The sequence below is a fragment of the Neorhizobium sp. P1_A6 genome, from assembly GCF_056406795.1.
The window spans coordinates 303,950-316,100 of sequence record NZ_JBFTZM010000004.1 but is presented as its reverse complement, the minus strand read 5'-3'; the positions used below and the strand labels follow the sequence as shown (position 1 = coordinate 316,100).

Here is a 12,151-nt window from a genome sequence, read left to right as displayed (position 1 = left end):
CATGATCCTTGCTGCTCTTCCGCGACTTCTCGTCGAACCGCCGGTGCGCGCCGCACTTCTGGAAGACCTCGGCCTGGCCGGCGACGTCACCTCGACGGCGGTCATTCCGGCCGGTCATCGCTCGACGGTCGTCATGGCCGCCCGCAAGCCCGGCGTCATTGCCGGCCTCGATGCGGCGGAACTGGCCTTCCAGCTCGTCGACCCCAAGATCGTCATGACCCGCCATATCGAGGACGGCGAGGCGGTGACGCCGGGTGACGTGATCGCCACGATCGAAGGCCCGTCCAGAGGCCTTCTCACCGGCGAACGCACGGCACTCAATTTCCTCGGCCATCTCTCCGGCATCGCCAGCGTCACGGCCGGCATCGTCGCGGCGATCGAAGGCACAAGGGCCTCCGTCGTCTGCACTCGCAAGACCACGCCGGGGCTCCGCGCGCTGGAGAAATATGCGGTGCGCGCCGGCGGCGGCATGAACCATCGTTTTGCGCTCTATGACGCGGTGCTGATAAAGGACAATCACGTGGCGATTGCCGGCGGCATTGCCGAATCCATCCGTCGTGCCAAGGCCGGCGTCGGTCATATGGTCAAGATCGAGGTGGAGGTGGATACGCTCGAACAGCTTCGCGAAGCCATGGACGTGGGTGTCGATGCGGTGCTGCTCGACAACATGACGCCGGACCAGCTTCGCGAAGCCGTCGGCATCGTCGGCGGCCGGGCGATCACCGAGGCGTCCGGCGGGATCACGCCGGTGACGGCCGCAGCCGTGGCGGCCTCGGGCGTCGATCTGCTCTCCGTCGGCTGGATCACCCACAGCGCGCCGACGCTCGACATCGGGCTCGATTTCCGGTCCGCAAATTAGGTGACCGACGGCGCCGGAGGCTTCCGGTGTCGTTGAAAACAATGGTACATCCTTGATCCGGAACACCGAACGGGCAAGGAGTGCAAGATGCCGAGAATACCCGAAGACCAGATCGACGCCGTGCTGGCTCTTGTCGATGCCGAAATCGACGAGAGCCTCGCGCGCCTCTTCGACCTGATCCGTATTCCGAGCATCTCCACCGATCCCGGCTATCGCGATCAGTGCAAGGCGGCGGCCGAGTGGCTGAGCCGCGATCTCGGAGCGATCGGCTTCGATGCCTCCGTCCGGCCGACCACGGGCCATCCGATGGTCGTTGCGCATCAGAAGGAGGCGGCCGGGCCGCATCTGCTGTTCTACGGGCATTACGACGTCCAGCCGGTCGATCCGCTGGCGCTCTGGACCAGCGATCCGTTCGAGCCGCGGCTGGAGCCGTTGCCGAACGGCGATACCGCGATCGTCGCGCGCGGCGCTTCGGACGACAAGGGCCAGATGATGACCTTCGTCGAAGCCTGCCGCGCCTGGAAGGCGGTGACCGGCAAACTGCCGGTGCAGGTCAGCATCCTTTTCGAGGGCGAGGAGGAGGCGGGCAGCCCGAGCCTTGCGCCGTTCCTCGATACCAGCGCGGAGGAACTGAAGGCCGACATGGTCTATGTCTGCGACACCGACATGTGGGACCGCGAAACGCCGGCCGTCACCACCATGCTGCGCGGTCTCTACAGCACCGAGGTCGAGATCACCTGCGCCGACCGGGATCTGCATTCGGGCATGTTCGGCAATGCCGCCCGCAACGCGCTGCAGGTGCTGTCGGATGTCGTGTCGAGCCTCAGGACGCCGGATGGCGGGGTGGCGATCGAACGTTTTTACGATGGCGTCAAGGAATTGCCGGAAGCCATCAAGGCGCAGTGGCAACGGCTGCCGTTCGATGAGAAAGGGTTTCTGGCCGATATCGGGCTGACCATTCCGGCGGGCGAGGCGGGCCGGTCGATCCTCGAACAGGTCTGGGCGCGGCCGAGCTGCGAGATCAACGGCATCAGCGGCGGTTATACGGGCGAGGGGTTCAAGACAGTGATCCCCGCCAAGGCAATGGCGAAGATCTCGTTCCGGCTGGTCGACGGCCAGGTTCCGGAAAAGATCCGCGACGCCTTCAAGGCGCATGTCGCGGCGCGCATTCCGGCCGACTGCTCGGTAACGTTCAAGGATTTCGGCCTGGCGCCGGCAACCGTCATGCCGATCGAAAGCCCGTTCCTGACGAAGACGTTAGCCGCACTTTCCACCGAATGGGAATGCGAGGCCGCACTTGCCGGAACTGGCGGCTCGATCCCGATCATTGGCGAGTTCAAGCGCCGGCTCGGCTGTGACGCGCTGCTTGTCGGCTTTGCCCGTTTCGACAACCGCGTTCACAGCCCGAACGAGAAATACGACCTGTCGAGCTTCCACAAAGGCATCCGCTCCTGGGTGCGTATTCTCGCAGCGCTCGCCGACTGATCATATCGCCGCTCAGGCTTTTTCGAAGAGCGGCGAGATCACCATTTCCGGCACCAGGACAAGTCCCTTGTCGGTGATGCGGATCTCCGGGATGACCGACAACGGGATGAGGTTGAAGCCCATATAGGCGATGGTGCAGCCGGCCTTTTCCCATTCGAGCTTGAGGACCTTCACCTCGTCGGCGACCTCGTGGACACGTTTGTCGGAGAGCAGGCCGGCGATCGGCAGCGGCACCATCGCCGTGACCTTGCCGTCCATGACAACGCAGACGCCGCCCTGTTTTTCCTCGATCGCATCCAGCGCCAGCTGCATGTCGAGCTCATTCGTGCCGGCGACGATGATGTTGTGGCTATCATGGCCGACGGAGGAGGCGACGGCGCCCTTTTTCAGGCCGAAGCCGTTCAGTAGCCCGTGCGCGACATTACCGGATGACTTGCCGTGGCGCTCGACGACGGTGACGAAGCAGAGGTCATGATGGTCGAAATGCGCCTGCCAGTCGTTGGCGGGTTCGAGCGTCACTGTGACATGGCCGAGCGTGATGCCGGGAAGCTCGGTGCGGATCGTATGGGCGGTGACCGTGTCGGTCGGAAGATCGGGCGCCAGCTTGAGGTTCTTCGGCAGCTTGACGGTGTGGTAGGCGGCCTCCGGATAGCGATAGGGTTTTGAAAGCGCTTCATCCAGGATTAGCGTGATCTTGCGGTTGTCGACCACGAGTTCGCCGCCGTACCAGGTGCTGACCGGCTTCAGGTCGTCGGTCAGAAGCACGAGGTCCGCCCTTCGTCCGCCGCCCATGCCGCCGATTTCGCCTTCCATGCCGAAACGGGTCGCGCCGTGCAGCGAGCCCATCGCCCAGGCCTGTTCCGGCGTCATGCCGGCCTTGACCGCCTCGCGTGTCACCCAGTCGAGCCCGAAGGCGAGCAGGTCCTCGGCGTCGCGATCGTCGGTGCAGACCGCGACGCGTTTGTGCGAGGCGCCGAGTTCGGTGATCGTCTTGATTGCATGCGGCAGCGAATGCCAGGGCGTCGTCGGCGGGCCGCCGCGCAGGAAGAGCCAGACGCCGGCTTCGAGCAGATCGTCGGCGATGTCGCGGTCGATCGCCTCATGGGTATCGGTGACGCCGGACGCGGCATAGGCGGCGACGAATTCCCTTCCGTAGACATGCCCCGAGACCGGCCGGCCACGCTGGAGTGCCGCGGCAAGGATCGCATGGCTGCGCTCGTCGCCCATCGCGACGGGGACGAAATCCATCTTTTCGCCGAGCGCCACGGCCTCCGGCCACTTGTCGAACAGAGCGGCGATTTTGGCGGGCGTCAGGTCGCCGCCGGCGGTTTCGAGTTCCGGAGACGTCGCAGGCACGGTGCTCGGCACGGTCAGGAAAATCGACAGCGGTGCTTGGCGCGCATCTTCCAGCATCGCCTCGACGCCCGCGACATCCATGACGTTGCCGATCTCGTGGCTGTCGCAGAAGATCGTCGTGGTGCCGTTGAGAAGCGCGGCCTCGGCATAAGCGCAGGCTGTCACCATCGAGGATTCGATGTGGATATGCGGATCGACGAGGCCCGGGGCGATGATGCCGCCCTTGGCGTCGTAGAGCTTTGCCGAGCCATTCCGGTAGCTGCCGGCCGGTTTGACAGCGGCGATGCGGCCGCCCGAGATCCAGACTTCGCGACCGTCGAGAATGCGCTCCGAATAGGTGGACAGCACGCGCGCACCCTGGATGACCAGATCGGGGTCGCGACGGGCCGAGGCGACATCGGCGAGACGGCGGGTCATGGTCGAAAGCGGCTGAACGGAGAAGCGGGTGAGGGTGCTCATGAAAATCTCATTTCCAGGATTCGGGCAGGACAGGTGGATTGTAGGGAAAGCTGGCGAGGCAAGGAAGCGCCAATAGGGGAGGCAACACAATTGGAGCGTTGCCGAAATTCGAACTCTTGCGGCGAAATATGCTGCTTTTCAGCAACGCCAAGGTTTGGGATAGTGCTGCGGATGCAATGAGAGGCAAACGATCCGATGGCCTATATCATCACCGAACCCTGTATCGACGTGAAGGATGGCGCCTGCACGGCTGCCTGTCCCGTCGACTGCATCTACGAGGGTGGGCGGATGTTCTATATCCATCCGGACGAGTGCATCAATTGCGGCCTCTGTCTTTCCATCTGTCCGGTCGATGCCATCGCCTACGACGAGGAGGCGACCGAGGCGCAGATAGCGTTCGTTCCGGTCAACCGGGATTATTTCGGTCCCGATGTCACCGGGCTGGGATCACCCGGCGGCTGGGACAAAAGCCGGACGAGGGCCATCGATCACCCGGTGGTGACATCAGCACCCGTGCGCGAGGCGGCTCACTAAGCGTTGGTCCAGCTTCCGTAATAGGCGCGGGTGGCGGCGATCAGCTTGCCGCATCTCTCCCGCTCGATTGCCAGGCGCGGCAGGTCGGCCTTGGCCTGGGCCAGCAGTTCCTTGCGGGCCGTCTCGAAATCGACATTCACGAGCCTGCCGTCCTGCATGACCGGCCGGCCGGCGACATAGACGGCCTTGGCATGGGCGGCGGACATGCGGTTGAGGAGCACCTCAGCTTCGTCGAGATCGTCGAAGACACTGTCGGCGATCAGGGCTTCGTAGTCGACGACCGTAAAATCCTCTCCGAGCGGGGCGTTGACGACGGTCGCGCCGGTGCGGATCGCGGCGTCGAAAATGTTGGCAGCGGTGAAATCTCGCTCAAGCTCGCGTCCGCCATGCAGGAAATAGAGGAGCCGCATTTCGCGCCAGAGATCCTGGTCGTCGTCGAAGGCGCTTCCGTCCAGCCCGATGCCAAAGCGCAGACCGCTTTTGACGGCATCCGCCAGCGGGGCCATGCCGGAGCGTAGGCGCAGGTTGGCGGAAGGGTTGGAGACGAGCTGGACACCGCGTTCGGCCAGCAATTCATACTCGTCCGGGCGGAGCTGCACGCCGTGTGCAACGGCAAGGCGCGGCGAAAGGAAGCCGATGTCGTCGAGATAACGGACGATACCCTGTGGGAAGCGACGGTCCAGCCATGCCCGTTGCCGCGGGCTTTCGAGCAGATGCATATGGATGCGGCGATTGTTGGTGGCCGACGCCTCCGCAATCGCCTCGAGCAGGGCGTTGGAGCACCATTGTGGGCCGACTGGGCCATACTGGACATCGACCAGCGGATTAGTATTCGCGGTTGCCACTGCATCGGCGGCGGCGAGCTGATCGCGGAAAGGCGCATAACGGGGCGCAAGGGGCGACAGTGCCTCCCAGTCCGCACCGCTCAGGAACGACTTCAACCGTTCGGGGCCGCCGTCATAGGCCCAGGCGTCGTGGTCAAGAAGCGGGCAGGAGAGGCCAAGCCGGATGCCGACATCCTTTGCGGCGCGGATCACCTCCAGGGCCTCGTCGACCATGCGGGCCGCATTGAGGGAATTGTGGCAATGGATGGTCGCAGCGACGCCGGTCTTTGCGAGGCGCCCGAAGGCGACGAGGGCTTCGAGATAGGCGTCAGTGCAGGGCCTGAGCCGCATGGTCGGGATCCAGGTTTCCAGCGCATCGTCGAGGCTGCCGAAATCCAGGGTGCGGATGCCGTAACCGTGGTCGTGGGCGTTGACCGGCATGGGTAGAAGCAGCTCTCCGTCGGAAAGCGGAATGGCGGACGCTGGAGCGGGAAGGGCGGCTCGTACTGCCTGGCCACGCAGGGCTTTTTGATGGCCCGGATGCTGCAGGAAGCGCTTGTCTTCGTTCGATGTCACCGTTTGATGACCTCCGCGATCTGGTTGCTGAATTTTTCGAGATCGACGCTCAGCGCCTCGATCACGGCTTCCGTGGCATGGGTGAGCTGACGGTTATGGGGCGCGACGATGCCGACCTCCATGTTCTGCAGGCGGGAGCCGGCGATCGGCAGGGCAACGACGTCGCCGGCCTTCAACTCCTTCAGGAGGCCGAGCGGCGTGAAGAAGGCGACGCCTTCGCCGGAGAGGATCAGCGGTTTCAGCATCATCTGGTTGTTGGTGGCCACAAGCGTGCGGCCGACGCGATCGAGCGAGGCGAGCTCGACGGCGATCATCGAGCTCATCACCTCGTTGTCGAGTTGCAGCAGCAGCTTGAACTGGGCGCATTCCTGCAGGGTGGCGCTTTTCTGGCGGGCCAGCGGATGGTGTTTGGCAACCATCACCATCAGCGGCATGCGCACGCCGTGGACCAGCTTGATGTCGTGCGGCCGGGCGAGATCGAAGGTGATGCCGATATCGCAGTCGCCGTCGGCAACGAAATGAAAAATGTTGTTGAAGTTGTCGGCGCGGATGCGGAAATCGACGGCCGGGTTCTTGTGATGAAATCCCATCACGAATTCCGGCATGAACTGCACGGCCAGACTGTCGAGGCAGGCGATGTGGACGCGGCCGGTGCGCTTGCCCTGCAAGTCGCCGAGATCGGATTTCATGATCTCGTAGTGATGAATAGTCTCCTTGGCGTGCTTCAGCACCACCTTGCCGGCGGAGGTGAGGCGCAGGCCATCGGAGAACCGTTCGAACAGCGGCGTGCCGAGCTCGTCCTCAAGCTTGCGGATTTGCCGGCTGACGGCGGAGGTCGCGACGTGCAGCTCTTCGGAGGCCTTGCGGATCGAGCCGGCGCGCGCAACTTCGACGAAATATTTCAGGATACTGGCGTGCATATTCATCCCCCAAGATCCTGAAATTCATACCATGGCTGAAGCGTGTTGCGATCCTTCGGATTCGCTTGCCACGCTTCCGTTCCTTGTTCGATGCATGTCTTTACCGCAAAACCGCCGCACACTTTTGCGCGACATGCATCAGCGGCCCTGCCAAACCGGAGCGCGCTTTTCGCGAAAGGCCGTCACGCCTTCGACGGCGTCTTCGCTCTGAAGCGCACGGATCAGCGCGGGGGTGCGCAATCCTTGAGCTTCGGCGGGGCTGAGATGAGCGGTGCGGTTGACCGTCTGCTTGATCGCCTTCAGCGACAGCGGAGCACAGGCGATGATGTCGCCCACCCATCTGTCGACGGCTGCATCAAGCGCATCGAAGGGCACGGTCTCGTTGACGATGCCGAAGCCCTGCATTTCGGAGGCGGTGAACTGCCGGCCGGTCAGCATCACCGACATGGCGAGGTTGTGGGGGATCTTGCGCTGCAGGAGCACCATGCCGCCATCCAGCGGCATGCGGCCGACGCGTGCTTCCGGCAGGCCGAACTTGGCGGTGTCGGCGGCGATCACGATATCGCAGCCGAGCACCATTTCGAAGCCGCCGCCGAGCGCATAACCGTTGACGCGGGCGATCACGGGCACGTCCAGCGATTTGCGGAAGGCGAGGCCGCCGAAGCCGTTGGTGCGGCTTTCCGCCCAGTATTCGAGCCCGCTCTTGGTGGCGCCGCCCTTGAGATCGGCGCCGGTGCAGAAGGCCTTTTGGCCGCTGCCGGTCAGGACCACGCAGGAAATGTCGTCGCGGGCCTCGATCTCGGTCCAGATCGCCTCGAGTTCCTTTTCGGTCGCGGCATCGACGGCGTTCATGCGGTCCGGGCGGTCGAGCGTGACCCGTGCGACGCGGTTCTCGACGGAAAATCCGACGGTCATGCCGCGTCTCCGCGTGCCGCTTGCAAAGACTGGGCCTCCAGCGAGGCGAGGATCTCGTCATTGTGCTGACCGAGGCTCGGCGGTGCGATGCGCACCGAAACCGGAGCGGCCGACATGTCGATTGGCGAACCGATCAGGCGGATGGGACCGGCAGCCGTTTCACCCGCTTCGAGGATCATCTTGTTGATGACGGTCTGCGGGTCCTGCAGCGCTTCGGCAAGGTTACGCACGGGCGCACAGAGGATATCGACATCTTCCAGGCGCTTCAGCCAATGCGCATTGCTATTCCTGGCAAAGTTCGCGCGAAAAATCTCCTGCAGTTCCGGGCGGTGCGCCATCTGGGAGTCGAAGTCCTTGTAGCGTGGCTGGGCGGAAAGATCTTCGATTTCGAGCGCGTTGCAGATGTCCTGCAGCGGGTTCTGCTTGAAGGCGCCGACCATGACGATCGCGCCGTCGGTCGTGTCGAAGACGCCGGTCAGCGGAAAGGCGCCCCAGTTCAAATCCTTCTCGCGCATCATGTGCGCGGCACCTTCCTGCATCTGCATGGCGAGCATGGAATTGTAGAGGCTGACGGCGACCTGCTGGCCTTCTCCGGTCTTTTCCCGGTGCAGCAGCGCAAGCAGGATACCCTGCACGAGGTGCATGCCAGCGGAGTAGTCGGCAAGCGGTGTGGCGTAGATGGAGGTCGGATGGGCGCTGTCGGACTTGCGGCGCATGACGCCGGAAAGCGCCTGGGCGAGAATATCCTGACCGCCCTTGTGCTGGTAGGGGCCGGTCAGGCCGAAACCGGTACCGACGGCGTAGATCAGCCGCTTGTTGATCTTCTTCAGGTCATCGTAACCGAAGCCCATGCGCTCCATCACGCCGGGGCGGAAGTTGTTGACCACCACGTCGGCGCCCGCGATTAGGGCTAGAACGGCGTCGCGCGCTTCGGTGAGCTTCAGGTCCAGCGCCAGGCTCTTCTTGTTGCGGTTGAGCGAGCAGAAGACCGGGTTGTTGAGGCCGTCCGGATCGGAGCCGAGCGACCAGCGGGACAGGTCGCCGATCTTGGCCTTCTCGATCTTGATGACCTCGGCGCCGTAATCGGCGAGCGTCTGGGTGCAGCAGGGGCCGAGCATGACCTGCGTGAAATCGATCACGCGGATGCCGTCGAGGGGTAGAGAATTCATTCCGCAGCCTCCAAGAATGTTGCATTGTCGGAGGGCACGTCGCCGGGATCGGCACCCTGGGCCCGCATCTGTTTCTGGATCGCGCGAACATCGGCTTTCCGTACGGTGGTTCCGGCATTGAGCGCCACAATGGCGGCGACGCCTGCGGCCTCGCCCATCGCCATGCAGGGCGGGATCTCGCGGCTCGACTTCTGCGCCTGGGGTGTCGCCGAGTAGTGACGTCCGGCGACGATCAGCTGGTCGACCTCGCGCGGCAGCATCGAGCGGTAGGGCGTGTAATAGTCGCGGCCGCGGCAGACGGTGTCGGAGAAGTGGATACGGTTCATCACGTCGTCCTTGGTGACCACGTATTCGCCCTCGAGCAGCCGCGTCTGGCGCACGCCGGTCTGCGGCGCGAAATCGACCACATAGGCCTTTTCGAAACCCGGCATCTTTTCGCGGGTGAAATCGAGCAGGCGGGCGATGCGGTTGCGGCCTTCGAGTTCGGCCTTGGTGAGGTCCTCGGTCTTGAGACCGGAGAGGTTCGGCATATGCGGGCAGTTGAGCCATACGACGCCCGGCAGCGGGGTCTTCAGCCACCAGAAGGACCAGCAGCCGCCGATCAGGCGTTTCGCCTCGTGGTCGATCTTCTTGAAGGCTTCCGGCTCCTCGAATTCGAAACGCTCGGCTGCATCCGTATCGACGCCGCCCCAGCGGGAGACGGTGGTCAGGATGAAGTTCGATTCCACATGCGAGGCGCCGGCAGACGCCGCGACATCGAGGTCGCCGGTCGTGTCGATGACGATATCGCCGAGGATCGCTTCCATGCCGGACTTGGTCTGGCAGATGACGCCCTTGATGGTCTTGCCTTCCATGATGGCGGAGGAGAACCAGCTATGGGTCCTGAGCTTGACGCCGGCTTCGGTCAGCACGTCATAGGAGGCGCGCTTGAAGCCGTCCGGGTCGAAGGCGGCGGAAAAGCAGATCGGGTGCGGCATTGACTGGGTGTGAAAATCGAAAAGGCCCCAGCGCGCCCAGCGCTGCCAGGCGTCCGGCGTCTCGCGGATGTCGAGCTCGCGGTCGCGGCCGGTCGGGGTGACGCAGAGGCCCCATTTCTTCATCCGCTCGATCATCTCCATGCAGATGCCCTGCACGGTGATTTCGAGGTTGTTGATCATGTCGTCGAGCACCAGCACCATGCCGCCGGCGGCAAGCCCGCCGACGTAAGGATAGCGTTCGAGGAGGGTCACCTCGGCGCCGTTGCGGGCCGCGGAAACGGCTGCGGAAATGCCCGCCGGTCCCCCGCCGACCACCACCACATCGGAACGGTCGACCACTGCGACGTTGCGCGCCGCCTGAAGAATTGTCTGTTGCATTGGTTCAAACTCCCAAAGAGTTGGGCCTGAGGACAGTTGGCTCGGTGTGTTGGGCTCAGTGCGATCCGGCCGGCTTCCAGCGGATCATCCGGGCTTCGATCACCGAGACGATGAAGAAGAGGACGACGGCAAGGATCGCAGCGATCACGACGGTTGCGTAAAGCAGCGGCGAGCGGAAATTGTAGGTCGCCTCGATGATCAGGGCGCCGAGGCCGAAGCTGGAGCCGATCCATTCGGCGACGATGGCGCCCATGACGCTGCTGGTCGCGGCGATCTTCAACGCCGCAAACAGGAACGGCATGGAACTCGGCAGCCGCACCTTCCAGAGGATTTCCGTGTTGCTGGCAGACAGCACCCGCATCAGATCCAGCATGGCGGGGCTCGCTGATTTCAGGCCCTGGACCATGTTGACCAAAGTCGGGAAGAAGCAGATCAGCCCGGCGATGATGATTTTTGGAGCAAGCCCGTTGCCGAAGATCAGGACGAGGATCGGGGCAAGCGCGATGATAGGGATCGCCTTGATGAAGACGGCGATCGGATAGAAAGCTTTTTCCGCCGTCGAACTGTGGACAAACCAGATCGCCAGAAGGATGGCGACGAGATTACCGAAAACGAAGCCGAGGAAAGCCTCGAAGATCGTCGGCAGCATGTTGGTCCAGAGGATCTTGGCGTTGTCTTGGAAGGCGTAGGCGACATCGACCGGGCTTGGAGCCATGAAGGTCGGGATCTTGAAGAACCAGACGACGAACTGCCAGAGGACCACAAGCCCGACGGCGGCTGATATCGCCGGCATATGCTTGACGAGCACGCCGGCCGTTGCATCGAGAAGCGCAATTTTGCGCTCGGGTGGGGCACCGGTCTTGGTGGTGGAGGAAACGACGTGGCTCACAGGCATTCCTCCAGAAGGCGGCGCAGATGCGCGGTGACGCCGATGAATTCGACGGTGTCACGCACGGCAAGCGAACGCGGGAAGGGGAGATCGACCTTCATGAACTCCTTGACGCGACCCGGATGAGCCTGGAGCATCAGCACGTTCTGGCCGAGGAAAGCCGCTTCCGGAATGGAATGGGTAACGAACAGGATCGTCGTTCCCGTCTCCTGCCAGACGCGCAGCAGTTCCTCGTTCAGCCGGTCGCGGGTGATCTCGTCGAGCGCCCCGAAGGGCTCGTCCATCAGCAGGATGCGCGGCCGCGTGATCAGCGCGCGGGCGATCGCCACGCGCTGGCGCATGCCGCCCGAGAGCTCGTGAGGGAGCGCGTTTTCGCGCCCCTTCAATCCGACCATCGCCAGCAGTTCATGCGGGTCCGCATGGTTGCCGGTTTGGGCGTGTTTTCCGACTTCCAGCGGCAGTCGGACATTGTCGAGTACGTTCCGCCAGGGAAGCAGCGTCGCGTCCTGGAAAACGAAGGCGAAGTCGCGGCTTTCGCGAGCCTCCTGGGGACTGCGGCCAAAGACGGAAATCGAACCGTCGCTGATGTGGACGAGGTCCGCCACACATCTGAGCAGGGTCGATTTTCCGCAGCCGGACGGCCCAAGCATGGTGACGAAGGCACCTTCCGGTATGTCCACGGAAACGTCGGAAAGGGCCGTGAACTCGTTGTTCCTGTCACCAAACCGGACGGAGAGGTTTCGGATCGAAACCGCCGTGGCTGCCGGTTCGGTCTGGGGAACGTTCGTCATCAACTTCGCCGTTCCTAAC

The 12,151-nt window shown here is 63.5% G+C and carries 11 protein-coding genes; 3 read left to right on the top strand and 8 right to left on the bottom strand.

Translation table 11 applies throughout. The annotated features are described in order from the left end of the window. Window position 1 precedes the first annotated feature (1 nt). Together nadC and AC1D3C_RS10900 are read left to right on the top strand one after the other, a co-directional pair. Window positions 2–859: a carboxylating nicotinate-nucleotide diphosphorylase gene (nadC, locus tag AC1D3C_RS10905; RefSeq protein WP_007772731.1), complete on the top strand. Its 858-nt coding sequence runs from the start codon at window positions 2–4 to the stop codon at window positions 857–859. A gap of 87 nt (window positions 860–946) precedes the next feature. Then, window positions 947–2,344 carry a M20/M25/M40 family metallo-hydrolase gene (locus AC1D3C_RS10900; RefSeq protein ID WP_477482890.1) on the top strand — a complete coding sequence of 466 codons (1,398 nt, stop codon included), beginning with the start codon at window positions 947–949 and terminating at the stop codon, window positions 2,342–2,344. A 12-nt stretch (window positions 2,345–2,356) separates the two neighbouring features. On the opposite strand, the gene AC1D3C_RS10895 is transcribed toward AC1D3C_RS10900, so the two are convergent. Next, window positions 2,357–4,159, bottom strand: a complete 1,803-nt coding sequence (locus AC1D3C_RS10895; RefSeq protein ID WP_477482889.1) for an adenine deaminase — start codon at window positions 4,157–4,159, stop codon at window positions 2,357–2,359. Window positions 4,160–4,354: 195 nt separating this feature from the next. Here AC1D3C_RS10895 and fdxA point away from each other — a divergent pair, with 195 nt between their 5' ends. Continuing rightward, the gene (gene fdxA / locus AC1D3C_RS10890) at window positions 4,355–4,693 is read left to right on the top strand and encodes a ferredoxin (RefSeq protein ID WP_477482888.1); all 339 of its coding nucleotides are present in this window, start codon (window positions 4,355–4,357) and stop codon (window positions 4,691–4,693) included. Here the strand turns inward: fdxA and AC1D3C_RS10885 are convergent. The 7 genes from AC1D3C_RS10885 to AC1D3C_RS10855 form a co-directional block, all read right to left on the bottom strand. Further along, window positions 4,690–6,093 (bottom strand): amidohydrolase family protein, encoded by a 1,404-nt coding sequence (locus AC1D3C_RS10885; protein ID WP_477482887.1) that lies wholly within the window; start codon window positions 6,091–6,093, stop codon window positions 4,690–4,692. The two genes, fdxA and AC1D3C_RS10885, sit on opposite strands and share 4 nt — an antisense overlap. Then, window positions 6,090–7,013 (bottom strand): LysR family transcriptional regulator, encoded by a 924-nt coding sequence (locus AC1D3C_RS10880; RefSeq protein ID WP_038549375.1) that lies wholly within the window; start codon window positions 7,011–7,013, stop codon window positions 6,090–6,092. Before AC1D3C_RS10880 ends, AC1D3C_RS10885 begins: the two co-directional genes overlap by 4 nt. A gap of 138 nt (window positions 7,014–7,151) precedes the next feature. Beyond that, entirely contained in the window at window positions 7,152–7,928 is a 777-nt protein-coding gene (locus AC1D3C_RS10875; RefSeq protein ID WP_477482886.1) for an enoyl-CoA hydratase-related protein, read from the bottom strand. Continuing rightward, complete coding sequence (locus tag AC1D3C_RS10870; protein ID WP_477482885.1) at window positions 7,925–9,097, bottom strand: CaiB/BaiF CoA transferase family protein; 1,173 nt, start codon at window positions 9,095–9,097, stop codon at window positions 7,925–7,927. Before AC1D3C_RS10870 ends, AC1D3C_RS10875 begins: the two co-directional genes overlap by 4 nt. Beyond that, window positions 9,094–10,452 carry an FAD-dependent oxidoreductase gene (locus AC1D3C_RS10865; RefSeq protein ID WP_477482884.1) on the bottom strand — a complete coding sequence of 453 codons (1,359 nt, stop codon included), beginning with the start codon at window positions 10,450–10,452 and terminating at the stop codon, window positions 9,094–9,096. Before AC1D3C_RS10865 ends, AC1D3C_RS10870 begins: the two co-directional genes overlap by 4 nt. A 55-nt stretch (window positions 10,453–10,507) precedes the next feature. Next, window positions 10,508–11,341: an ABC transporter permease gene (locus AC1D3C_RS10860; protein ID WP_477482883.1), complete on the bottom strand. Its 834-nt coding sequence runs from the start codon at window positions 11,339–11,341 to the stop codon at window positions 10,508–10,510. Continuing rightward, entirely contained in the window at window positions 11,338–12,132 is a 795-nt protein-coding gene (locus tag AC1D3C_RS10855; RefSeq protein WP_477482882.1) for an ABC transporter ATP-binding protein, read from the bottom strand. Before AC1D3C_RS10855 ends, AC1D3C_RS10860 begins: the two co-directional genes overlap by 4 nt. Between the last annotated feature and the right edge of the window lie 19 nt (window positions 12,133–12,151).